Annotated in this window: 20 protein-coding genes; 9 read left to right on the forward strand and 11 right to left on the reverse strand. The window is 65.4% G+C overall.

The window, feature by feature from the left end; genetic code table 11:
* The first annotated feature begins 43 nt into the window (after positions 1 to 43).
* A complete protein-coding gene (locus tag ACVWY3_RS32445; RefSeq protein ID WP_456842099.1) occupies positions 44 to 1,684 on the forward strand; it encodes a lysine--tRNA ligase in 1,641 nt (546 codons plus the stop codon).
* Between the two features lie 63 nt (positions 1,685 to 1,747).
* Here the strand turns inward: ACVWY3_RS32445 and ACVWY3_RS32450 are convergent, their stop codons facing one another.
* Complete coding sequence (locus tag ACVWY3_RS32450; RefSeq protein ID WP_456842100.1) at positions 1,748 to 2,500, reverse strand: carbonic anhydrase; 753 nt, start codon at positions 2,498 to 2,500, stop codon at positions 1,748 to 1,750.
* Between the two features lie 119 nt (positions 2,501 to 2,619).
* Positions 2,620 to 3,273 carry a S24 family peptidase gene (locus ACVWY3_RS32455; protein ID WP_456842101.1) on the reverse strand — a complete coding sequence of 218 codons (654 nt, stop codon included), beginning with the start codon at positions 3,271 to 3,273 and terminating at the stop codon, positions 2,620 to 2,622.
* A gap of 191 nt (positions 3,274 to 3,464) precedes the next feature.
* On the opposite strand from ACVWY3_RS32455, the gene ACVWY3_RS32460 reads away from it, so the two are divergent.
* A complete protein-coding gene (locus ACVWY3_RS32460; protein WP_456842102.1) occupies positions 3,465 to 3,809 on the forward strand; it encodes a DUF952 domain-containing protein in 345 nt (114 codons plus the stop codon).
* Positions 3,806 to 4,903, forward strand: a complete 1,098-nt coding sequence (locus tag ACVWY3_RS32465) for a quinone-dependent dihydroorotate dehydrogenase (RefSeq protein WP_456842103.1) — start codon at positions 3,806 to 3,808, stop codon at positions 4,901 to 4,903. The genes ACVWY3_RS32460 and ACVWY3_RS32465 overlap by 4 nt, the downstream gene beginning before the upstream one ends.
* Before the next feature lie 130 nt (positions 4,904 to 5,033).
* On the opposite strand, the gene ACVWY3_RS32470 is transcribed toward ACVWY3_RS32465, so the two are convergent.
* The 5 genes from ACVWY3_RS32470 to ACVWY3_RS32490 form a co-directional block, all read right to left on the reverse strand.
* On the reverse strand, positions 5,034 to 6,359 hold the full coding sequence (locus ACVWY3_RS32470; RefSeq protein ID WP_456842104.1) for an MATE family efflux transporter: 1,326 nt from the start codon (positions 6,357 to 6,359) through the stop codon (positions 5,034 to 5,036).
* Position 6,360: 1 nt separating this feature from the next.
* Positions 6,361 to 7,095: an MBL fold metallo-hydrolase gene (locus ACVWY3_RS32475; RefSeq protein WP_456842105.1), complete on the reverse strand. Its 735-nt coding sequence runs from the start codon at positions 7,093 to 7,095 to the stop codon at positions 6,361 to 6,363.
* A gap of 27 nt (positions 7,096 to 7,122) precedes the next feature.
* On the reverse strand, positions 7,123 to 7,428 hold the full coding sequence (locus ACVWY3_RS32480) for a DUF6460 domain-containing protein (RefSeq protein ID WP_456842106.1): 306 nt from the start codon (positions 7,426 to 7,428) through the stop codon (positions 7,123 to 7,125).
* 225 nt (positions 7,429 to 7,653) lie between these two features.
* Positions 7,654 to 9,315, reverse strand: a complete 1,662-nt coding sequence (locus ACVWY3_RS32485; protein WP_456842107.1) for an ATP-dependent DNA ligase — start codon at positions 9,313 to 9,315, stop codon at positions 7,654 to 7,656.
* Complete coding sequence (locus ACVWY3_RS32490; RefSeq protein ID WP_456842108.1) at positions 9,312 to 10,349, reverse strand: ligase-associated DNA damage response exonuclease; 1,038 nt, start codon at positions 10,347 to 10,349, stop codon at positions 9,312 to 9,314. The genes ACVWY3_RS32485 and ACVWY3_RS32490 overlap by 4 nt, the downstream gene beginning before the upstream one ends.
* 201 nt (positions 10,350 to 10,550) lie before the next feature.
* On the opposite strand from ACVWY3_RS32490, the gene ACVWY3_RS32495 reads away from it, so the two are divergent.
* The 5 genes from ACVWY3_RS32495 to ACVWY3_RS32515 all read left to right on the forward strand — a co-directional run bounded on the left by ACVWY3_RS32495 (position 10,551) and on the right by ACVWY3_RS32515 (position 17,296).
* Positions 10,551 to 11,477: a methyltransferase domain-containing protein gene (locus tag ACVWY3_RS32495; RefSeq protein ID WP_456842109.1), complete on the forward strand. Its 927-nt coding sequence runs from the start codon at positions 10,551 to 10,553 to the stop codon at positions 11,475 to 11,477.
* Positions 11,478 to 11,593: 116 nt separating this feature from the next.
* Positions 11,594 to 12,823 carry an ABC transporter substrate-binding protein gene (locus ACVWY3_RS32500; protein ID WP_456842110.1) on the forward strand — a complete coding sequence of 410 codons (1,230 nt, stop codon included), beginning with the start codon at positions 11,594 to 11,596 and terminating at the stop codon, positions 12,821 to 12,823.
* Positions 12,824 to 13,094: 271 nt separating this feature from the next.
* Complete coding sequence (locus ACVWY3_RS32505) at positions 13,095 to 15,671, forward strand: ligase-associated DNA damage response DEXH box helicase (protein WP_456842111.1); 2,577 nt, start codon at positions 13,095 to 13,097, stop codon at positions 15,669 to 15,671.
* Between the two features lie 153 nt (positions 15,672 to 15,824).
* Positions 15,825 to 16,523, forward strand: a complete 699-nt coding sequence (pdeM, locus tag ACVWY3_RS32510) for a ligase-associated DNA damage response endonuclease PdeM (protein ID WP_456843514.1) — start codon at positions 15,825 to 15,827, stop codon at positions 16,521 to 16,523.
* 341 nt (positions 16,524 to 16,864) lie between these two features.
* A complete protein-coding gene (locus tag ACVWY3_RS32515; RefSeq protein ID WP_456842112.1) occupies positions 16,865 to 17,296 on the forward strand; it encodes a hypothetical protein in 432 nt (143 codons plus the stop codon).
* A gap of 117 nt (positions 17,297 to 17,413) precedes the next feature.
* Here the strand turns inward: ACVWY3_RS32515 and ACVWY3_RS32520 are convergent, their stop codons facing one another.
* Together ACVWY3_RS32520 and pyrE are read right to left on the reverse strand one after the other, a co-directional pair.
* Positions 17,414 to 18,190, reverse strand: a complete 777-nt coding sequence (locus ACVWY3_RS32520) for a DUF2865 domain-containing protein (RefSeq protein ID WP_456842113.1) — start codon at positions 18,188 to 18,190, stop codon at positions 17,414 to 17,416.
* A gap of 249 nt (positions 18,191 to 18,439) precedes the next feature.
* Positions 18,440 to 19,003, reverse strand: coding sequence for an orotate phosphoribosyltransferase (pyrE, locus tag ACVWY3_RS32525; protein ID WP_220014271.1), 564 nt, complete (start codon positions 19,001 to 19,003; stop codon positions 18,440 to 18,442).
* A 185-nt stretch (positions 19,004 to 19,188) separates the two neighbouring features.
* On the opposite strand from pyrE, the gene ACVWY3_RS32530 reads away from it, so the two are divergent.
* Positions 19,189 to 19,815 carry a glutathione S-transferase family protein gene (locus tag ACVWY3_RS32530; RefSeq protein WP_456842114.1) on the forward strand — a complete coding sequence of 209 codons (627 nt, stop codon included), beginning with the start codon at positions 19,189 to 19,191 and terminating at the stop codon, positions 19,813 to 19,815.
* Positions 19,816 to 19,996: 181 nt separating this feature from the next.
* Here the strand turns inward: ACVWY3_RS32530 and ACVWY3_RS32535 are convergent, their stop codons facing one another.
* Together ACVWY3_RS32535 and polA are read right to left on the reverse strand one after the other, a co-directional pair.
* The gene (locus ACVWY3_RS32535) at positions 19,997 to 20,632 is read right to left on the reverse strand and encodes a LysE family translocator (RefSeq protein WP_456842115.1); all 636 of its coding nucleotides are present in this window, start codon (positions 20,630 to 20,632) and stop codon (positions 19,997 to 19,999) included.
* A 145-nt stretch (positions 20,633 to 20,777) separates the two neighbouring features.
* On the reverse strand, positions 20,778 to 23,903 hold the full coding sequence (gene polA / locus ACVWY3_RS32540; RefSeq protein WP_456842116.1) for a DNA polymerase I: 3,126 nt from the start codon (positions 23,901 to 23,903) through the stop codon (positions 20,778 to 20,780).
* Positions 23,904 to 24,023 lie beyond the last annotated feature (120 nt).

The following is a 24,023-nucleotide window of genomic DNA, read 5'->3' on the forward strand; positions in this document are numbered from 1 at the left end:
TCTGCCCGGAAATCGCTATTTTCCGCGGCCCGGAGGCCCCCTGATGTCCGTTATCGATCTCGCTGCGAACCCGAGCGACCTGCGTGCGCTCGCCGAACAATCCAACGCCTGGCCGTTCGAGCAGGCGAAGGCCATTGTCGCGCGGCTGAAGAAAAGCCCCAAGGACGAGGTGCTGTTCGAGACCGGCTATGGTCCGTCCGGCCTGCCGCATATCGGCACCTTCGGCGAGGTCGCGCGCACCTCTATGGTGCGCCATGCCTTCCGCGTGCTCACCGAGGACAAGATCAAGACGCGCCTGCTCGCCTTCTCGGACGACATGGACGGCCTGCGCAAGGTGCCGGACAACGTGAAGAACAGGGCACCCCTGGAAGCTAATCTCGGCAAGCCGCTGACGCGCGTGCCCGATCCCTTCGGCACGCATGATAGCTTCGGCGCGCATAACAATGCACGCCTATGCAAGTTCCTCGACCATTTCGGTTTCGACTACGAGTTCGCGAGTTCGACGGACTATTATACGTCCGGCCGCTTCGACGCGACGCTGCTCAAGATGCTGGCCGCCTACGACAAGATCATGGCGATCATCCTGCCGACGCTCGGGCCCGACCGCCGCGCGACCTATTCGCCGTTCCTGCCGATCAGCAAGACCACCGGCGTGGTGCTGCAGGTGCCGATGATCCGCCGCGACGTCGCAGCGGGAACGGTGACTTATGTCGATCCTGATACCAACCAGGAGGTCGAGACATCAGTCACCGGCGGCAACGTCAAGTGCCAGTGGAAGGCGGACTGGGCGATGCGCTGGGTCGCGCTCGGTGTCGACTACGAGATGGCCGGCAAGGACCTGATCGACTCCGTGAAGCTCTCGGGCGCGATCGCGAAGGCGCTCGGCGGCACGCCGCCCGAAGGTTTCAACTACGAGCTCTTCCTCGACGAGAAGGGTCAGAAGATCTCGAAGTCGAAGGGCAACGGCCTCACCATCGACGAATGGCTGCGCTATGCCTCGCCGGAATCGCTGTCGCTGTTCATGTACCGCGAACCGAAGGCGGCCAAGCGTCTGTACTTCGACGTCATCCCACGCAATGTCGACGACTACCAGCAGTTCATCGACGGCTTTCCGAAGCAGGACGACAAGCAGCAGCTGGGCAATCCGGTCTGGCACATCCACAACGGCCGTCCGCCGCAGGGCGACATGCCCGTCACCTTCCAGCTGCTGCTGACGCTGGTGTCGTCGTCCAATGCGGAGAATGCCGAGACGCTGTGGGGTTTCATCGGCCGTTATCGTCCCGGCGTGACCCCGCAGACGCATCCGAAGCTCGATGCGATGGTCGGCTACGCCATCAACTACTATCGCGACTTCGTCGCGCCGACGAAGCAGTTCCGCACGCCGACCGAGACCGAGCGCGCCGCGCTGCAGGATCTGCGCGATGCGCTCTCGCAGCTGCCGCAGGATGCATCTGCCGAGGACATCCAGAACGTCGTCTACGAGATCGGCCGCCGCGAGCCGTTCCTCGACCAGATCAAGAAGGGCAAGGATGGCCGTCCGGGCGTCACGCTCGACTGGTTCAACATGCTCTACCAGGTTCTGCTCGGCCAGGAGAAAGGCCCGCGCTTCGGCTCCTTCGTCGCGGTCTACGGCGTGCAGAACGCGGTCAACATGATCGACGGTGCGCTGGCGCGCAGCGCGTAGACAATGCATTCTCGTCGTCGTCCCGGCGTCCGCCGGGACGACGACGTTGATTGGAGTCGCAACTCAAATCGACCGCAGCACGAAGCGCCGGTTGTCCTTCTGCACGGGCCGCGCATTCATCGGATAGAGTTTTGCGAACGCGGCGACATCGGCGGCCGACACCTGGATGGGGTCGGCGAGCAGCAGCCATTCCACCACCTCCGAGCAGGGCGGCGTCGTCAGCGAGCCGGAATAGCGGTAATAGCCGAGCTTCGGCGGCAACATGGCATGCGGATCGATGCCGGCGTCCGCTTTCACCGCGGGGCCTTCCGCCGCCGGCATGGTCTTGACGATCTTGGCGAAGGCGGCATTCGCCTTGCCTTCCGTCATCAAGACTCCGACCACGGCGAGGCCGCCCGTATCGTTGCGGTGGACGAAATGCGCCTCCATCGCAAAATTCTTGCCGCCGATCATGTGCTCGCTCGGCCGATGGAAGTGGACCTGGAGCAGCTTGTATTTGACCTCGCCGAGAAGAAGCATGCTGCGTTCGGCGAAATTGAGCTGGATGGTATGGCCGTTGTTGACGATGGTGTCGGCGCTCTTGCCCCAGTTCAGCTTCAGCGCCGGCAATTGCGACTTGATCGTCGCCTCGATGTCGATCGGCGATTGCTGCAGGCCGACCGCGCAGGCCTTGTTGGCCGCGTCGAGATCGCCCCATTTGGCCGGACCGCCGGCGCCCTCGTAGCTCCAATGCGCGCCTTCGGCGGCGAAGCCCGGCTTGCAGAGCGGACACAGCGCAAGACCCGCGAGCGCTTTCAATGCGTGGCGGCGATTCATCATATTCCCCCTCAGATGAACTTGATCGGCAATGCGTGCGCAACCTAGGCGAGAGGGGCGGTGAGTCGCAAGATCGCCGCTGCAGATGCGGCCGGTGTCATGGTGCGGTCACGACGCCATCACTGGCTCGCCCACACGATCCGCGCGAGCCACGCCACATCGCTCGTCGCGAGCGTGCGCTCGCCCTGCATCGCCTCGAGCGGCTGCAAGTCCAGCGCCTTCGCCGTGCGACGCTTCAGTGTCGCGACCGTCACCTCGCCCGTCCTCGTCTTCACCACCACGCGATCGCCCTTGCGGACCGGCGCGCCGGGCGAGACCAGGATGATGTCGCCGTCGCGATACACAGGTGCAAGCGCATCGCCGGAAATCTCCAGCGCGAAAGTGCGGCCGTCTTCGGCATTGGGAAGCGCTGCCTCGGTCCAGCCCTTGCCGGACGGAAAACCTGATTCGTCGAAAGCGCCGCTCGCGCCCGCCATCGCGAAGCCGAGCAGCGGAACGGAGCGGTCCTCGCCCGCCTCGTCGCCGATCAGCCTGGCGAAGCTGTCGATCGAGGATCCGGTCGCCGCCAGCGCCTTCGCGATCGATTCGGTCGAGGGCCAGCGCTCGCGGCCGTCGGAGGTGACGCGCTTCGATCTGTTGAAGGTGGTTGGATCGAGCCCGGCGCGTTTGGCGAGGCCCGACGGCGACAGGCCGGCGCGCTCCGCCAGCCGATCCAGCGCAACCCAGATCTGGTCGTGAGTCAGTATCCTCTGCGCTTTGGCCTGCCTGACCATGGAAGGTCCAGCCCGTCGCAACCCAGGAAAACTGTCCGCAAATCAACCGGTTTTCCGCTTTTCGCGCAAGAGGCGGTGGCTAACTCTTGAGTTCGGAGGGGGCCGCCTTTACGGTCTCGCCGGGTTTCGAACGACCCCGACAGACGAAAAAAACTCAAAAGACTCAAAGAGCAAACAGGGCTGCGTAAGCGGTGGTCAAGATCTACAAAATCTGTCCGGCCTCGGCCTGGCGCGAGGCGGAACGGCAGGGCGTGTACCGGGGCAGCGCGGACGATGCGCGCGACGGTTTCATCCATTTCTCGACTGCCTCCCAGGTTCCCGAGACCCTGCGCAAGCACTATTTCGGGCAGCGCGCGCTGTTCCTGATCGAGGTCGACGGCGATGCGCTCGGCAGCGACTTGCGCTGGGAGCGCTCGCGCAACGACGAGCTGTTTCCGCATCTCTATGGCGAGCTCGATCTCGGCGCCGTGATCGCGGTGACGAACCTCAACATGCGCTCCGACGGCGGCCACGACACACCGGAGCTTCTGCCGTGATCCGTGCCTTCGACGCTTTCTCGCTGCCGGTGCTGCGCTGGCTCGATCCGGAGGATGCGCATCGCCTCGCCATCCAGGGCCTGCGCTTCCTGCCGCCGGTCAAGCCGCGTCCTGACGATGCCAAGCTCGCGGTGCGCGCCTTCGGGCTCAACTTTCCCAATCCGGTCGGCATGGCCGCGGGCTTCGACAAGAGCGCAGAGGTGCCGGATGCGTTGCTGCGGCTCGGCTTCGGCTTCGTCGAGATCGGCTCGGTCACGCCGAAGCCGCAAGGAGGCAATCCGCGGCCGCGGCTGTTTCGCCTCGAGCGCGACGAAGCGGTCATCAACCGGATGGGCTTCAACAATGACGGCGCCGAAATTGCGCTGCGCCGGCTCGCTGCGCGCGCGCAGCATGGCGGCATCGTCGGCGTCAATGTCGGGGCCAACAAGGATTCGCCTGACCGCGTCGGCGACTACGTCAAGCTGATCGAGACCTTCGCGCCGGTCGCGAGCTACTTCACGGTCAATGTCTCCTCGCCGAACACGCCGGGCCTGCGCAATCTCCAGGAGGGCGCGCTGCTCGATGACCTGCTTGCGCGGGTGATCGACGCGCGCGAGCGGGTGCGGCAGAAGGCCGGCGATACGCCGGTGCTGCTCAAGATCGCGCCGGACTTGAGCCTCGCCCAGCTCGACGACGTCGTGCAGGTCGCGCGCTCGCGCAAGGTCGACGGCATGATCGTGTCCAACACCACCATCGCGCGGCCGAGCACGCTGCGCGAGGAGATACGCGCCAAGGAGCAGGGCGGTCTTTCCGGCCGGCCGCTGTTCCGCCTGTCGACGCGCATGGTTGCGGAGACCTATGTGCGGGTCGAGGGCGCCTTCCCGCTGGTCGGCGTCGGCGGCGTCGATTCCGGCGGTGCCGCGCTGACGAAGATCCGCGCCGGCGCGAGCCTGATCCAGCTCTATTCGTCACTGGTCTACAAGGGCCTCGGCCTCGTCGACGAGATCAAGCGCGACCTCACCTCGACGCTACTGCGCACGGGGCGGGATTCGCTGTCGGAGATCGTCGGCGCCGATGCGGCGACGCTCACGGCGGAAGATTGGCCGGGGATGTAAGGCAGTCTCGTGCCCAGGACGCAGCGCAGCGCTCCTTCAGCGGTGCGCTGCAGAGCCGGGGCCCAAAGGCTGCTGGGTCCCGGCTCTGCGTCGCATCACTGCGTGCTGCGCCGCGTCCGGGAGACGAGAGCTACGGCTTTAAAAACGTCGCCCTGAACAGCGCCGGATATCTTGCGCCCTGCAAGCCGCCGCGGGCGATATAGAATGCGATCAGCGCGCACCACAGCCCGGCATTGCCTAGAGATTGCAGCGCCAGCCAGACGCCGAGGAAGATCGCGAGTGAGGCCAGCATCAGGTTGCGCATCTCGCGCGCCCAGGTCGCGCCGACATAGATGCCGTCGAAGCCGAAGGCGAACACGCCGGGGATGGGCGCGAGCACGATGAACGGCAGGAAGGCGCGCGCGGCGTGGCGGACGTCCTCGCTTGCGGTCATGAAGTTGATGATATCAGGCCCAAGCAGCGCGAACACCACCGCGACGATCATCGCGAAGCCGAGGCCCCACGAGAGCACCAGCCGGGTTGAATCCGCAAAGCCTTTGGCATCGCGCGCGCCAAAGGTGCGGCCGCAGAGCTGCTGGGCCGCATTGGCGAGGCCGTCGAGGAAGAAGGCGCTGACCAGCAGGAAGTTGTTCAGCACCGAATTCGCGGCCAGCGTGACGTCGCCGGCGCGCGCACCCTTGGCGGTGAAGAACAGGAACACGCTGATCAGCGCCGCGGTGCGGATCAGGATGTCGGAATTCACCGCCAGCATCCGCATCAGCTTGGCGCGGTCGAACAGCGTTGCGCGGGGAACGGCAAAGCCGCCATGCGCATAGCGCCGGCAAACCACGACGCCGAGCGCGAAGCCGACGCTCTCCGACAGCAGCGCGGCGATCGCCGCACCCGCGATGCCGGTGTCGTAGACCAGCACCAGCAGGATCGTCGCCGCCATGTTGATGAGGTTGATGACGACCTGGAGCGCGAGCGCCGGATTGGCGCGGGCCTGCCCGACCAGCCAGCCGAGGATGACGTAATTGGCGAAGGCGAATGGCGAGGACCAGATCCGGATCGTGAAATAGGTTTTTGCCGCGCGCGTGACGCCTTCGCTGCCGCCCATCAGGTCGAGCAGCACGCCAGCAAGCGGCAATTGCAGTGCGATCAGCGCCGCGCCGATCAGCCCTGCGACGATGAAGCCGCGCACCAGGATTACGGTCTGCTCGCGCGTCTCGCCCGCACCGAGCGCCTGCGCGGTGAAGGCAAGCGTGCTCATGCGCAGGAAGCCGAACAGCCAGAACAGGCAGTCGAAGATCACGGAGGCCATCGCGACGCCGCCGAGCAGGGCGGCATCATCGAGCCGTCCGATTGCGGTGGTCGAGACCACGCCGATCAGCGGCGTCGTCAGGTTCGCGACCATCGCGGGGCCGGCGATGGCGAACACCTGACGGGAGCCGATCTTGAGGGGGACAGGCGCGTGCATGTCAGAACACGAGCACCATGCCGTCTTCGGCGGCGAGATGCTCGATGTCGTCCAGGCGCGACAGCATGTCGTCGCTCATGTGGGTGAGGACCAGACGTTTGGCGCCGATGGCGGTCAGGTGCTGTTCCAATGTCTTCAGGCTGAGATGATTCTTGACCACCTTCTCGTACATATACGCTTCGACGATGAAAAGGTCCGCGCCATGCGCCAGCGGAATGAGCGCCTCCGTCCATTCGGTATCGGCGCTGTAGGCGAGCGTGCGGCCCTCGGCTTCGACGCGGTAGGCAAGGAAGGGGCCGCCGGATTCGCCATGCACGACCGGGTAGGGCGTCACCGTCACCGCGTCGAAGCTTCGGCTTTGCTTCGGCGCGAGCTCGATGATCTTGAGTTCAAAATGCTGTCTTGTCTTCGAGGAATGCTCGAACAACGCTTCCATCACTTGGCTGAGCCGCGTCTCGAGACCCTGCGGGCCCACGATCGTCAGCGGCCGCGTCCGCCGCGAGAACTGTGCGTCGAGCAGGAAGAACGGCAGACCGGCGAAATGGTCGCCGTGGAAATGCGTGATGAGGATGAGATCGATCTCGTTACGGTCGATCGCGAGCCGCTTCAGCGCCGGCAGGGCCGACGCGCCGCAATCGATCAGAAAGTTCGCCCTGCGCCCCGAGACATGAAAGCAGGTGTTGAGCCTGCCGCCGGAGGCGAAGGCGTCACCGCAGCCGACGAAACGCAGTTGCATCGGCTGCGCACTCCCCGAAGCAAGTCGTTACCGGCCGCGCGGGGCGCCGAAGATGCGCGAGAGCAGCCAGATCGGGATCACGATGACCGCGCCGAGCAGGAAGTAGCGCCACAGCCAGTTGACAGCGTCGAAGCCGAGATCCCAGAGCCGCTGGAACAAGAGGCGAATGCTGTAGATGATATTCCAGGGATCGAAACCGATCGCGGCGAGCACGACGCCGACCAGGATCGAGAGCAGGACCAGCCGAAACGCGACCGCCAGCGGCGAGCCGCCGAGAAAGCGGTGCAGGCCGTCGCTGCGGCCGGCCGGCAAATCTCTGACGTCTTGGACCATCGCAAACTCCTCGGGCGGATTCGATCCCATTATAAGGCACGGCGGGGGACATGGGGAACCCGTGAAGGGGCGTCAATCGGGTTACGGGAGTTTAATTCGGGCAAGCGCGCCAGAGCTTCTGTTGTGGCACGCCACTGGCCGCGGGCTCCTTAACTTCTCCCGCAAGCAAGCGGGAGAGGGGCGTACTGCCGTCGCGGCTGCGTCCAGCCTCAAGCCTCGCCCGGCTCACACCTCAATCTCCGCCGCCTCCGCCTTCAACATCCTCTCCAGCGTCTCCAGCCTATCCGCCTCCCGCGGCGGCTTGTCCCAGCGCAGGCGGCTGATGCGGGGAAAGCGCATCGCGACGCCGGATTTGTGCCGCGGCGAACGCTGCAGGCCCTCGAAAGCGACCTCCAGCACCAGGCCCTTGTCCGCCTCGTGCACGACATGGCGGACGGGGCCGAATTTTTCCGTGGTGTTGCGGCGAACGAAACGATCGATCTGCAAGAGCTCCTCGTCGGTGAAACCGAAATAGGCTTTGCCGACCGGCACCAGCTCGTCGCCGCTCTCGCCTTCGGTCCAGACGCCAAACGTGTAGTCGGAGTAATACGACGACCGCTTGCCGTGGCCGCGCTGCGCATACATCAGCACGGCGTCGATGATGTGCGGGTCGCGCTTCCACTTCCACCATTGTCCCTTCGGCCGGCCCGGCAGATAAGGCGCGTCCCGCCGCTTCAGCATGACGCCTTCGACCGCGTCCGCGTCTTCGCCCGCGCCGGCGCTTGCCGGGTCGGCACGCGCGGCGGTCAGCGCCTCCCAGCTTGCGAAGGGGACGGTGGGGGAGAGATCGATGCGGGGATCGTGGAGCTTTGCGATGAATGTCTCGAGCCGTTCGCGCCGCTCTGCGAACGGCAATTCGCGCAGATCGTTCTCGTCGTCACCGAGCAGATCATAGGCGCGAAGATGGATCGGAAACTCCTTGATCAGCTTCGGCGAGACGACCTTGCGGTTGAGCCGCTGCTGCAGGACGTTGAAACTCTGGACGCGGCCCTCGCGCAGGATCAATAGCTCGCCGTCGATCGCGCCGGGCAGCCGCAGCGACGGCACGAGATCCGGAAAGCTCCCCGTGATGTCCTCGCCGGTGCGCGAGTAGAGCCGCGCGGTGATGTGGCCGCGCTCGTCGCGGCCGGCCACCGCCTGCACGCGGATGCCGTCCCATTTCCATTCGGCAATGTAGTCGGCGGGATCCAGTGTCGTGAAATCCGTCTCCTCGATCGCGTGTGCCAGCATCACGGGGCGGAACGGCGCGGGATCGCGATTGACCGGCTTGTCGGCGCGGCCTTCCAGCCAGGCAAACAGGTCGAGATAGGGCGGCGCGAGCCCCGGCCAGATCAGCTCGACCTCATGCGGATCCTTGTCGCCCAGTGCTGCAGCGGCTGTCTTCGCCAGCCGCGCGGAAATTCCGATGCGCAGCGCCCCGGTGACGAGTTTCAAGAGCGCCCAGCGGCCGGTTTCATCCAGCTCGTCGAGCCAGCGCTCGAGCTGCTTTGGCAGCTCGGTCTTGCCGAGCGTGCGCAGCGTGGTGACGACCTCTGCGAGAGTCGGCGAAGGCGGGTTGTTGTGAGCGGCCAGCGATGCCTTCGGCCACATCAGCGCCACCGTCTCCGAAAGATCGCCGACATAGTCGTAGCTCAACCCGAACAACACCTCATCGGTGCGCGTTGCGATGAGATCGCGGATTAGCGCCGGCTTGGCGTGCTTGAAGCTGAGCGCGCCGGTCAGTGCCGCCAGCGCATAGCCGCGGTCGGGATCGCCGACTTCGCGAAAGTAGCTGGTGATCAGCCGCAGCTTGTTGTTGCGGCCGGGCTCGTAGGCGAGGCGGTCCAGCAATTCGGCGAAGCGGTTCATGCCTCGGCCTCGTCCGTGAGCGGCGTCTCGGTCTCCTCCTCGTCGCCATAGCCGACGAGATCGAGCGGCCGCGCGCGGAGGCCTTGCGACTGGCACCAATGCACCAGCGCGTCTTCCTGCCCGTGCGTGACCCAAATTTCGCCCGCGCCGGTCGCCGCAATGGTCGCGGTGAGGCCGTCCCAATCGGCGTGATCGGAAATCACCAGCGGCAGCTCGACGCCGCGCTGCCGCGCGCGGGCGCGCACGCGCATCCAGCCCGAGGCGAACGCGGTGACGGGATCGGGGAAGCGGCGCGTCCAGAGATCTGACGTCGCCGAGGGCGGCGCCAGTGTGATGGTGCCGGCGAGCGCCGCCTTCTTCATGCCCTTCACCGGCCTGAGCTCGCCCAGCTCGATGCCGCGGCTCTGATAGTATTCGGTGATCTTCTCCATCGCGCCATGCAGGTAGATCGGCGCGTCAAAGCCGGCCTGCCGCAGCAGCGCGATCAAGCGCTGCGCCTTGCCGAGCGAATAGGCGCCGACGAGATGCGCACGCTCCGGAAACAGTGCGACCGAGGCCAGCAGCTTCTTCACCTCATCGGCCGCATTGCCGTGCCGGAACACCGGCAGGCCGAAAGTCGCCTCCGTGATGAAGACATCGCAGGGCACGAGCTCGAACGAAGCGCAGGTCGGGTCGGGCGCGTCCTTGTAGTCGCCGGAGGCGACGATGCAGGTGTCCTTGCAGGTCACTGCGATCTGCGCCGAGCCCAGCACATGCCCCGCCGGATGAAACTTCACCCGGACGTCGCCGAGCCGGATCTCCTCGCCATAGCGGATGACTTGGATCGAGCCGGCAAAATTCTCGCCATAGCGCAGCCGCATCATATCCAGCGTTTCCTGCGTCGCCAGCACGGCGCCATGGCCGGCACGGGCGTGGTCCGAATGGCCGTGCGTGATGACGGCCCGCTCCACGGGACGGACAGGATCGACGTGGAAGCCGCCGGGCTTGCAGCACAGCCCGGCAGCAACTGGCAGCAGGATCTCTTGAGGACGCATGGAAGTGATATAGGCAGCGGTGTCCCGATATTAACCCGTCATGCGCGGGCTTGCCGTGTCCGCTAGGCTTCGCCGGCCCGGTGGTGTAAAAGCCCGCCGAAGCCATTTGGCGGAGGCGGGACCGGCGCGTCCATCCTCTTAAAGAGTTGCTTTTTTGATGGATTGCCGGGACAAGCCCGGCAATGACGAGCCAAGTTCCCCATGCCGCTCCGCCTGTTCCTGACCTCCGGCGATCTCATGGCCGACCGCCGTTTCGAGTTCGCGCGCGACCTCCAGCTCAAGGGCGACCTGCCCGCCGCCGCCGACCTGCTGGAGCAGGCGATCGAGCTTGCGCCGAATTTTACCTCGGCCTGGTTCACGCTCGGCGAGATCCGTCAGCAGCTCGGCGAGCGCGACAAGGCAATCGCGGCGTTTCGGAAAGCGCGCGCTTCCGACCCGGAGGATCAGCATGGCGCCGGCCTGCATCTGATGCGGCTCGGCGATACTGAAATGGCGCAGATGCCGAAGGCCTATGTGCAGGCGCTGTTCGATCAATATGCGCCTCGCTTCGAGCACGCGCTGATCAACGATCTCGGCTATCGCGCGCCTGCGCTGATCTTCAAAGCGGTGCTGGCCGCGCGCGTCGCCGCCAAGAAGCCGGCCTTCTTCAAGCGCACCATCGATCTCGGCTGCGGCACGGGACTTGCGGCAGCTGCCTTCGCAAAGCAGGTCGACCATTTCATCGGTATTGATCTCTCGCCCGGCATGATCAAGGAGGCGCGCGCCACCGGGCTCTATGCCGAGCTCGAGGTCGCCGACATGATCGAAGGCCTGCGCACCAAGCCTGATGCCAGCGCGAATCTCGTCGTCGCCGCGGACGCGTTCGTCTATCTCTCCGATCTCGCGCCCGTGCTGACTGAGGCCAAGCGCGTGCTCGTACCCGGCGGCGTGCTCGCCTTCACGCTGGAGACGCACGACGGGAGCGGCATCGTGCTCGGCGAAGGTCTGCGCTATGCCCACTCGGCGGAATATGTCGGCGGCGCCATTGCGAAAGCCGGCCTCATGCTGCTGACGCTGGAGCCGGCCTCGCCACGCAACGAGAACAACGAGCCGGTGCGCGGCCTCGTCGTCGTCGCCGAGAAAACTTGAGTCTAGGCGCTGCAACTCGAATGATTTGAGTGTCATTGCGTGGCAAAGCGACGACTTCCCACTTGCGAGCGATGCTGCCTTCCCAGCACAATGCACGCACCAGGGAGAAGCCAACAATGACCAGGAATCCATCGCGGCGCGATTTCAGCGCCGGCGCGCTCGCCACCATCGCTGCCTCCACCTTGCCCGCGCCGTATGTCCGGGCGGCGGAGAAGAAATACGATGCGGGTGCCAGCGACACCGAGATCAAGATCGGACAGACCGTGCCGCATTCCGGTCCCGGCTCGCTCTACGGCGTGCTCGGGCGCATCGGCGAAGCCTATTTCCAGATGCTGAACGAGAAGGGCGGCATCAACGGACGCAAGATCAAGTTCCTCACCATGGACGATGCCTACAGCGCGCCGAAATGCGTCGAGGCGACGCGGCGCCTGGTCGAGCAGGAGGAGGTGCTGGCGCTTTACGGCTCGCTCGGAACCGCACCGCAGACCTCCGTGCACAAATATCTGAACTCCAAGGGCGTACCGCAGTTGCTGCTCAACACCGGCGCGTCGAAGTGGAACAATCCGAAAGAGTTCAAATGGACCATGGCCGGCCTGCCGCTCTACCCGACCGAGGCGCGCATACTGGCGCGGCACGTGGTCAGCGTGAAGCCGAATGCCAAGGTCGGCATCCTCTACCAGAACGACGATTTCGGCCGCGACTTCCTGGGGCCGTTCAAGAAGGTGCTGGCCGATGCCGGCGGCACTGCGCAGGTGATCATGGAGCAGACCTACGATCTCACCGATCCGACGGTCGATTCCCAACTGATCAATCTCTCGAAGTCGGGCGCGGACGTCTTCTACAACATCTCCACCGGGAAGGCCTCCTCGCAGTCGATCCGCAAAGTCGCCGAGCTCGGCTGGAAGCCGTTGCAGCTGCTGTCGGCCGGCTCGACCGGCCGCTCTATCCTCAACGCTGCGGGCCTTGAGAACGCCACCGGCATTGTCGCCATCCGCTACAACAAAGAGGTCGGCCTGCCCAAATGGGAGAAGGACCCCGACGTGATGGCGTTCGAGGAGCTGCGCAAAAAGTACATGCCGACCATCGATCCCGACAACACCATCGCCTTTGCCGGCTACGGCCAGGCCGTGACCATGGGCGAGATCCTGCGCCGCTGCGGCGACGATCTCACCCGCGCCAACGTGCTGAAGCAGGCCTCCACACTCGCGGGCTTCCACTCGCCCTACTTCCTCGACGGCGTCACCTACAGCTACACGCCCGAGGACTACACGCCGATGAAGACGCTGTTCATCTCCACCTTCAGCGGCAAGGATTGGGACATCTCCGACAAGCCGATGTCGGAGTAGGGAAGGCGCACCGCTCTCTCTTCCCCTCTCCCCGCTTGCGGGAGAGGGTAGGGTGAGCGGGAGCCTCCGCAGGGACGGAGGCAGTTGGACTCACGCTGGCTTCACAAACTCGTCATGCCCGGGCTTGTCCCGGGCATCCACGTCTTTGTCACCGCGGGTGAGAACGTGGATGGCCGGGACAAGCCCGCATAAGCCCGGCCATGACGCCGGAGATGCATCTCGCTCTCCCACCCCCTCGACGAACTCACCCCTACGGCTTACCTGTGATGCCGTGCCGCCCCGCATCCTCAAATCCCCGGCCGAGCCCTCCGCGCTGCTGCCCGAGCGCTTCCAGCAATGGTTCGCGGCCCGGGGCTGGTCACCGCGTGAGCATCAGCTCGCACTGCTAGAGAAGGCGCGCGAGGACCGTTCCGCGCTCTTGATCGCGCCGACCGGCGCCGGCAAGACGCTGGCGGGATTCCTGCCGACGCTGGTGGAGCTGAGTGCCGCCCTCGCGGCGCCGACGAAAGCCGTCGTCTCTACCGGTCGCACCGTGCAGCGCAGTAGCGGCCTTCACACGCTCTACATCTCGCCGCTCAAGGCGCTCGCCGTCGACATCGCCCGCAACCTCGAGCGCCCCATCGCCGAGATGGGCCTCCCGATCAAGGTCGAGACCCGCACCGGCGACACGCCGGTGTCGCGGCGCCAGCGCCAGCGGCGCTATCCGCCGGACGTCCTGCTCACGACACCCGAGCAGCTAGCGCTGCTGCTCTCCTCTGACGATGCGCCGTTCCTGTTCTCCTCGCTCAAGCGCATCGTGCTCGACGAGCTGCACGCGCTGGTGACGTCGAAACGCGGCGATCTGCTCTCGCTCGGGCTCGCGCGGCTGTGGCGGCTTGCGCCGCAGATGCGCGCGATCGGCCTTTCGGCGACGGTGGCGGAGCCGGATCAGCTCGCGCGCTTCCTGGTGCCGCAGCCCGAAGGCGGGAAGGTCGCCGCCGACATCGTCGTCGCTGGCGGCGCCGCTCCGCCGGAGGTCGAGATGCTGGATACGCGCGAGCGCCTGCCCTGGGCCGGCCACAGCGCGCGCCACGCGCTTCCGGAAATCTACGAGCTGATCAAGGCGAACAAGACCACGCTGGTCTTCGTCAACACCCGCAGCCAGGCCGAGATGCTGTTCCAGAATCTCTGGAGCATGAATGACGACGGCCTTGCGATCGCGCTGCATCACGGCTCGCTCGACGTTGCGCAGCGCCGCAAGGTCGAGGACGCGATGTCGGCAGGGCGCCTGCGCGGCGTGGTCTGCACCTCCTCGCTCGACCTCGGCGTCGACTGGGGCGACGTCGATCTCGTCGTCAACATCGGCGCACCCAAGGGATCGTCGCGCTTGATGCAGCGCATCGGCCGCGCCAACCATCGCCTCGATGAAGCCTCGCGCGCCGTGCTGGTGCCGGCCAACCGGTTCGAGGTGTTGGAGTGCCGCGTCGCCATCGACGCCATCGCGGAGAATGCGCAGGACACGCCGCCCTTGCGCACCGGCGCGCTCGACGTGCTGGCTCAGCACGTGCTCGGCTGCGCTTGTGGCGAACCGTTTTTCAGTGACGAGCTCTATGGCGAGGTCCGGACCGCGGCGCCCTACGCAAACCTGTCGCGGCAGGATTTCGACGATGTCGTCGATTTCGTCGCCTCCGGCGGCTACGCGCTGAAGACCTATGAGCGCTTCGCCCGTATCAAGCAGGACAAGGAGGGCCGCTGGCGCGTTGCTAACCCGAAAGTGCGGCAGAGCTATCGGATGAATGTCGGCACCATCGTCGAGGACGATATGCTGAAAGTGCGTCTGGTGCGCTCCCGCGGCGGCAGCCAGGGAAAAGCAGGCGGATCGACCGGCGTGATCGCGCGCGGCGGCCGGCTGCTCGGCGAGATCGAGGAGGCCTTCATCGAGGGCCTCAGCCCCGGCGACACCTTCGTGTTCAGCGGCGAGGTGGTGCGCTACGAGACCCTGGTTGAGGATCAGGTCTATGTCTCGCGCGCGCATGACAAGGATCCGAAAGTGCCGTCCTATATGGGTGGCAAGTTCCCGCTCTCGACCTATCTTGCCGAACGCGTTCGCCGCCTGCTCGACGACGGGCGCGCATGGAAAGGCTTGCCGGAGCAGGTGCGCGACTGGCTGTCGCTGCAGAAGGATGTTTCGCGCGTGCCCGCGGTGCGCGAGCTCCTGGTCGAGAGCTTTCCGCGCGCCAACAAGCATTACATCGTCTGCTATCCCTTCGAGGGTCGGCTCGCGCATCAGACCCTCGGCATGCTGCTGACGCGACGGCTCGAGCGCGCCCGCGCCCGGCCGCTCGGATTCGTCGCCAATGAATATGCGGTGGCGATCTGGGGGCTTGGCGATCTCTCCTTCATGATTCGCGACGGCCGGGTCAACCTCAACGCGCTGTTCGCCCCCGATATGCTCGGCGATGACCTCGAGGCCTGGCTCGCCGAATCCGCGCTGATGAAACGCACGTTCCGCAACTGCGCGATCATCTCCGGCCTGATCGCGCGCCGCCACACCGGCGAAGAGAAGAGCCGCCGCCAGGTGCTGTTCTCGACCGATCTGGTCTACGACGTCTTGCGGAAACACCAAGCCGACCACGTCCTGCTGCGCGCCGCCCGCGCCGATGCCGCCACGGGCCTGCTCGACCTGCGCCGCCTCGGCGACATGCTCGCCCGCATCCAGGGCCGCATCACCCACCGGGAACTCGACCACGTCTCCCCACTCGCCGTCCCCGTGATGCTGGAAATCGGCCGCGAGTCAGTTTATGGCGAAGCTGCAGACGAGCTTTTGGCGGAAGCCGCCGACGAACTCGTCAAAGAGGCGATGTCGTAGAGAATTTCTGCCAGTGAGGCGCGCAACCCCATCCACATCGTCATGCCCGGGCTTGACCCGGGCATCCACGTCTTTCTTGTTGCGGCAAAAGCGTGGATGGCCGGGCGTAGGCGAGCGGAAGCGACGCCGTTCTTCGAACGTTTATGCCCGGTCATGACGGAGCAAGTCGCATTTTCGGTGACGAACACACTGCACGTGGATGTTGCCGGCGTCTCGCTCCACACCGATCTCTCCGGCGCGCTGTTCTGGGACGAGCAGCGCCTGCTCGTCGTCTCCGATCTGCATCTGGAAAAAGGCTCCAGCTTCGCCACGCGCGGCGTGCTGCTGCCGCCTTACGACACGCTGGCCACGCTGAGCCGTCTCGCTGCTGTCATCTCCCGCCATAACCCGCGCACCGTCATCGCGCTCGGCGACAGCTTTCACGACCGCACCGCGCATGAGCGGCTGTCGCCTGACGATCGCGATGCCGTCGCCACGCTCCAGACCGGCCGCGACTGGATCTGGATCTCGGGCAATCACGATCCCATGTTGCCGCGCGATCTCGGCGGCACGATCGCCGACGAAGTCGCGATCGGCCCGATCACGTTCCGCCACGAGCCGACCGGCGCGGATGGCGAGATCGCCGGCCATCTGCATCCGAAGGCCCGCGTCTCCGCACGCGGCCGTTCGATGGAGCGCCGCTGCTTCGCCAGCGACGGAATGCGCGCCGTGATGCCGGCCTTCGGCGCCTATGCCGGCGGCCTCAGCATCCGCGATGCGGCGTTCGCAAAGATTTTTCCAAAGAGCGGTTTCGTCGCCCATCTGCTCGGCGATCGCCGCGTCCATGCGATCGCGGCCTCGCGCTGTCATTGAATTCCCGGGGTTTGCCAACCGAAATTGGGACAGCGCTACGTTCGGTATTTATCCGGAGTCGCCGAAGTCGTTTGCGAGCTCTAACTTGGCTGCCGCCGGGGCTGGAATTTCGCATCCCGAACAAGAATTGCAACCGGCAAGGGGCTGTCGCAAGGCGGCCCCTTTCGATTCCGGCTATCCGCAGAGGGCAATTTGAGCACCTGCATTTCGGGCGACCACACACAGCATTTAGGTGGCACTGGAACAAATTAAGAACACTTTAGCAAGTCTTTGATATATCATTGTGATTCGGCGCGCTGCCGACACAATATCTAGCGTCTGTCAGACTCTGCGAGGACTACATGTCCAACATTGCCTTCGATCAGTTTGCTCTCACCCGCATCGCCGACTTCGCGCGCTCGCTGTCGCGGCTGCATCAGACAGCGCGGCGCTTTGCCGTCGACGACGACCAGTTCGACCGCGAATTCAACGCCGTGTGCCAGTCGATCTGGGGCTACACGATCGACGACATCAGCGACGATCTGTTTTCGCCCGAGGACCATCTGTTCCTCGATACGCTGGACGAAGCGCATGCACGCATCTTCGCAGCCGAGCAGGGTTACGACCTCGTCGACGATCAGGGCATGCTGACCGACTGGTGGGGCTTCTGCTGGATGATTCTGGCCGAGAAGCGCGGCCTGCTGACGGCCGAGAACCGCGCCGCCGCGCGCGCGGCGATCGAGGAGAAATACCTGGCCGCGCCGAACGTGATCGGGGTGATCATCGGGAGGTAGTGCTGCAACCTCCGTCATTACGAGGAGCGAAGCGACGAAGCAATCCAGAATGCCTCCGCGGGTGCATTTCTGGATTGCTTCGCTGCGCTCGCAATGACGAATTGGATGCAGTCGGGCTTAATCCAACCCCGCCCGCTTCGCCGACTTTGGCGTCTTCGGCACCGTCACGTCGGGCAGCGCCTCGCGCACGATCTCGGCCGGAGCCGGCGCATCCGCCGACACCGTTTCGGCGCGCACCGGCGCCACCTTCATCTCGCCGAGGCGGGCGCGGACCTGCGCGGTGAGACCGGGATAGGAGGCAACTGGCGTGAAGTCCGCGGCCTGGTCGTTGCCGACGCGGATGCCGGTATAGGCGACGAGACCGTCACTGGTGGCGATCACGTCGCCGGCTTTCAGCGAGGAGTCCAGCGCCAGATCGACCGGCGCGAGGCCGACCGGTTCGCGGCCGTTGCAGGTGCAGTCCGACCGCAGCGCCTTGCGGTAGGCGAACGCGTTCTCGCTGTCGGCGTAGCGCTCGCCGGTTTGCGAATAGGCCCCGTCAATGGACGAGCCGAAATACACCTTGGTCGCGCTGGCGGGACAGAACGCCTGACACATCTGCGCGGGCGAGGCGAGGCCGCGCATCAGCGGAAAATATTTGCCGTCGCAGCTGCGCACGCAGAACGCCGGGCCGGAGCCGCCGGCCGCGGCCGCGCGTGTCGGCGGCACATATTGCGAGGTTGCGGCGTTCTGCTGGCCGGTGAAGGGATCGGCGTAGGAGTTCCCTTGCTGCGGCACCTCGCGCTGCGGCCGCTGCTGCTGCAGGCCGCCGAAGAAGAAATCGAACAGGCCTTCGGCCGAAACCGGGGCGGGGGCCGCGAGCATTGGAGCCGCAAGGAGGCTGGCTACAAGCATTGCGCGACGCTGTCGCCGCGCATGGGACAAGTGTGTACGCAATGCTCACTCCACCCGACGCTACTGAACAGGCCGAGATCTTGTGAGATCTCAGCACATGATTCACCATAGTGCGCGATGGTAAATGAGCAGTTGAGCGGAGGCGGTTTCAAGACGAGGCGGTGGCCTCTTTAAGGCCAGGCACAGCTTCCGACCGACCGTTGCTTCCGGGACACGCCCGGGCATGACGGCTGACAAAGTTGTGCTGCCTTACGCCTTCAAAAATTCCGACGCCTTGTACAGCGAGCGGAACGGTAGGCCGGCTGCGCCGAACGTGTCGGTGGCGCCTTCCTCACGGTCAACCATGGTCAGCACCAGCACGACTTCGGCGCCGGTCTCGCGCACGGATTCCACCGCCTTCATCGCCGAGCCGCCGGTCGTGGTGACGTCCTCGACGATCACGACGCGCTTGCCGGCGAGCGTCTCGCCCTTGGGTAGGCCCTCGATCGCGAGTCTTGCGCCGTGCTCCTTCGGCTTCTTGCGCACGAAGAACGCCGCGATCGGATGGCCCTTGATCCAGGAGATCTGCGCCAGCGCGCCGGCGAGCGGCACCGCGCCCATCTCGAGCCCGCCGATGAAATCGAGCTGGTCGTCCTTGAGCGCCTCATAGGTGAGCTCGGCGAGCAGCGTCGCGCCCTCGGGGTCGAGCATGGTCGGCTTGAGGTTGAAGTAGAAATCGCTCTTGCGGCCCGACGCGAGCGTCACCTCGCCGCGGCCGAAGGAGCGCCGGCGGATGATTTCGAACAGGCGGGCGCGGGAGGCGGATTTCGACACGGCGGTCCCTCAAACAGCGTTTTTGGAGGAGGCGGAATTTATCCGCGACGGCCGCGACATTCCAGAGGGGGCATCCCCCGTCAACAGGGATCGGCCATCCCGGCCCGCCGGTTGTGGGGATGCCAGCGCCGAGGTAGTTGGATGCCGAACATTTCGGGGAAGGGAACGAGGCAAGGACATTGGGCATGACGATCGAGCTGCACACCTGGAACACGCCGAACGGCCGCAAGATCTCGGTCGCGCTGGAGGAAATGGGGCTGCCCTACAAGGTGGTCCCGGTGAACATCACCAAGGGCGAGCAGATGGCGCCCAGCTTCCTGAAGCTGTCGCCCAACAACAAGATCCCCGCGATCCTCGACCCCGAGGGCCCCGACGGCAAGCCGGTCAGCATCTTCGAGTCCGGCGCGATCCTGCTCTATCTCGGCGAAAAGACCGGCAAATTCCTGCCGAAATCGCTTGGCGCGCGCATCCCCGTCTATGAATGGCTGATGTGGCAGATGGGCGGCTTCGGCCCGATGCCCGGCCAGGTGCATCATTTCATCGCGCTCGAGAACGAGCAGGACCGCGCGTATGGCCTCAAGCGCTACATGGCCGAGACCCGCCGGCTCTATGGCGTGCTCGACCGCCGGCTCGATGGCCGCGACTTCGTCGCCGGCGACCTCTCCGTTGCCGATTTCGCCATCCTGGGCTGGGCCTGGCGCCATCCTCGCCACAAGGTTGAGCTGGCCGATTTCCCCAACGTCAAGCGCTGGTACGACGCGCTGATGGCGCGCCCTGCCGTGAAGCGGGGGATGGAGGCGAAGCTGGATTGAGGGTGGATTTTCTCCCTCTCCCCGTTCTTACGGGGCCACGACGAGCTTCGCTCGCGCTGAAAGGGTTGGGGTTCGGGGCCGCTTTCCCTACGCGAGATGGTGGCGAGACCTGTACCCCTCACCCGAATTCGATCTCGATCGAATTCGACCTCTCCCGCAAGCGGGGAGAGGTTAACAGGTCTCACACCTTCTTCGCTTCCACCGCCATGCGCACGGCAAGTCCGGCCAGCACGGTGCCCATCAGCCAGCGCTGCATCAGCAGCCAGCTCGGCCGGCTCGCCAGGAATAGCGCGATCGAACCCGCCGCGAGCGCGATCATCGCATTGACGCTGACGCTGATCGCGATCTGGATCGCGCCCAGCACCACCGACTGCGTCAGCACGCTGCCGGCCATCGGGTCGATGAACTGCGGCAGCAGCGCCAGATACAGCATCGCGATCTTCGGGTTGAGCAGGTTGGTGACGAAGCCCATCGCGAACAGTTTGCGCGGGCTGTCGATGGCAAGCGTCTTCACCTGGAACGGCGAGCGCCCGCCCGGCTTCACCGCCTGCCAGGCGAGCCAGAGCAGGTAACCGGCACCGGCAAAGCGGAGCGCGTCATAGGCAAAGGGGATCGCGAGCAAGAGCGCCGTGATGCCGAACGCCGCGCACAGCATGTAGAACACGAAGCCCAGCGCCACCCCGCCGAGCGAGACGATGCCTGCGGCCGGCCCCTGCGTGATCGAGCGCGAGATCAGATAGATCATGTTCGGCCCAGGCGTGAGCACGAGACCAAGGCAGACGAGCGCGAAGCTGAGCAGAGCGGAGGCGTGGGGCATGGTGAACCGGTGCGGGTGATGGCACGGTTCTAATATGAGCGGGCGCGCGGGGCCACCGCGCAATTGCACGGAGGACAATTGAGTTTCGCGCTACGCGCGCGGTGCGCTCCCTCGCCCCGCTCTCACGGGGAGAGGTGAGGAGAGATCAATGCGCTTCATCCCAATTGTTTGCCGCGCGCGCATCGACATGCAGCGGCACCGACAGCAGCACGGCCGGGAACGGCGCGTCCTGCATCACGTGCTGCACGACCGGCAGCGTCGCCTCGACCTCGGCATCCGGCACCTCGAAGATCAGCTCGTCATGCACCTGGAGCAGCATCTGCGCCGAGAGCTTCTTCTGGGCCAGCGCATCTTCAACCCGCGTCATGGCGCGGCGTATGATGTCGGCCGCGGTGCCCTGGAGACGCGCGTTGATCGCAGCGCGCTCGTTGAAGGCGCGCACCGAAGCGTTCGAGGCCTTGATGTCGGGGTAGTGGCACTTGCGGCCGAACAGCGTGGTGACGTAGCCGTGCTGCCGGCAGAACTCCTTGGTCTCGTCCATATAGGCGCGGATGCCGGGGAAGCGCTCGAAATATTTCTTGATGTAGGCCGAGGCTTCCTCGCGGGCGATGCCAAGCTGGTTGGCGAGACCGAACGCCGAGATGCCGTAGATGATGCCGAAATTGATCGCCTTGGCGCGGCGGCGGATCTCGCTCGGCATGCCCTCGATCGGCACGCCGAACATCTCCGATGCCGTCATGGCGTGAATGTCGAGCCCGTCGCGAAACGCCTGCTTCAGCACGGGAATATCGGCGATTTCGGCGAGCAGCCGCAGCTCGATCTGCGAATAGTCGGCGGAGACGAGCTTGTGCCCCGGCGTTGCGATGAAGGCGCGGCGGATCTTTCGCCCGTCCTCGGTGCGCACCGGAATGTTCTGCAGGTTCGGCTCGTTCGACGACAGCCGGCCCGTCGTGGTCGCGGCCAGCGCGTAAGTCGTGTGTACGCGATGGGTCTGCGGATGGACGTAGGTCGGCAGCGCGTCGGTATAGGTCGATTTCAGCTTCGAGACCTGGCGCCACTCCAATATCTTTTTCGGGAAGTCGTAGCCCTGCTCGGCGAGATCGTCGAGCACCTGCGCCGTGGTCGACCACGCGCCGGTCTTGGTCTTGCTGCCGCCTGGCAATCCCATCTTGCCGAACAAGATGTCGCCGATCTGTTTGGGGCTGCCGACATTGACCGGCTCGCCCGCGATCTTCTGGATCTCGGCCTCGACGCGCGCGGCGGTCTGGGCGAACTCGCCCGACAGGCGTGAGAGCACCTGGCGGTCGATCGAGATGCCGCGCCGCTCCATGCGCGCGAGCACCGGGACCAGCGGCCGTTCGAGCGTCTCGTAGACGGCGGTCATGTGCTCGGCGACGAGGCGCGGCTTCAGCACGCGCCACACGCGCAGCGCCAAGTCGGCGCGTTCCGCCGACAGCGGCGCGGCTTTGTCGATCGGCACCTGGTCGAAGGTGATCTTGCCCTTGCCGCTGCCGAGCAGCTCGCTTTCCTTCAGCATGGCGTGGCCGAACCAGCGCTCGGACAGCGATTCCAGCGCATGCGAGCCACGCCCGGCGTCGAGCACGTAGGAGATCAGGAGCGCATCGTCGACGTTGCGCAGAGTGATGCCATGCTGCGCCAGCATCACGGCGGCAAACTTGGCGTCGAAGCCGATCTTGAGGATGCCCGGTGATTCCAGCACCGGCCGCAGCGCCTCGATGGCGTCGTCATGCCCGACCTGGTCGGGCGCAAGCCCCGCGTCGAACAGGCCGGCGCCGCCGCCGGCCTGTTTGTGCGCCAGCGGCAAGTAGCAGGCTTCGTTCGGCGCCAGCGCCAGCGCGATCCCGCAGAAATCGGCCTGCATCGGGTCGATGGAGTTCGCCTTGATCTCGATCGCGACATGGCCGGTATCATGGATGCGCGCAACGAAGGCATTGAGCTCCTTCAGCGACTTGATCGCCTGATACCTGGCCCGCTCGACCGGAAGCTTGCGTAGCGCCTCTTCGCGCGCCGCGGCGAGCGAGATCGGCCCGCCCTTCAGGCTCGCGGCCTTGTCCTCCTTGCTCGCCGATTTGTTGGGCTCGTTCGGCCGCGCCTGCGGCGCCGCGCCAGGCCCCGGCGCGGGCACGACGTCCGAAGGCGGCAGCGGCGAGAACACGCTGGCGCCGCTCGCATAGCCGGGATCGGCGTCGACACTGGCGGGATCGATCTGCGAATAGTCGGCGACGCGGCGCGTCAGCGTGGAAAATTCCATCGCCTTCAGGAAGGCGATCAGCTTGCGCGCGTCGGGCTCGTGGACAGCGAGATCGTCGAGCGGCACGTCCAGATCGACCTTGTCGTCGAGCAGCACGAGCTTGCGCGAAATCCGCGCCTTCTCGGCATTCTCGAGCAGCGCCTCGCGCCGCTTCGGCTGCTTGATCTCGCCGGCGCGGAACAGAAGCTGGTCGAGATCGCCATATTCGACGATCAGCTGCGCGGCGGTCTTGATGCCGATGCCGGGGACTCCAGGCACGTTGTCTGTGGAATCGCCGGCCAGCGCCTGCACCTCGACCACCTTCTCCGGCGGCACGCCGAACTTCTCGATCACCTCGGGGATGCCGATGCGGCGGTCCTTCATGGTGTCGTACATGGTGACGCAGTCGGTGACGAGCTGCATCAGGTCCTTGTCGGAGGAGACGATGGTTGCGCTCGCGCCGCGCTCGCAGGCCTGCCGCACATAGGTCGCAATCAGATCGTCGGCCTCGAAGCCGACCTGCTCCAGGCAGGGCAGGTCGAAGGCGCGCACGGCCTCGCGGATCAGCGCGAATTGCGGGATCAGGTCGTCAGGCGCCGGCGGCCGGTGCGCCTTGTAGTCGGGATAGATCTTGTTGCGGAAGGTGATTTCCGACTTGTCGAACACGATCGCCAGATGCGTCGGCCGGTTGTCCTCGGGCATGTCGCGCAAGAGCTTCCACAGCATGTTGCAGAAGCCGAGCACGGCATTGACCTGCAAGCCGTCCGACTTGCGGTTCAGCGGCGGCAGCGCGTGATAAGCGCGGAAGATGTAGGAGGAACCGTCGACCAGGAACACGTGGTCGTCCTTCCCAACCGCCTTCGCCGCAACCGGTTTGGCAGCAGCCTTGGCAGCAGCGGGCTCGTTGCCGGCGGCCTCTTTGGCTTCCGTAGTCTTGGCTTCGGTAGCCTCGGCTTCCGTAGTCTTGCGCGCAGCCTTGGTGTCAGCTTTGGCGGTGGTTTTCGGGGATGTTTTGGGCATGGCCGCAATGTATGAATTTTTGCGGGTTTTGACAGCCTCGGAAGCGCGAATTTTGGGCTGGTCGCGCGACTATCCCCCGCTGTCATTCCCCGCGAAAGCGGGGAATCCAGTACGCCGCGG

It is taken from the genome of Bradyrhizobium sp. USDA 4486, assembly GCF_054057995.1.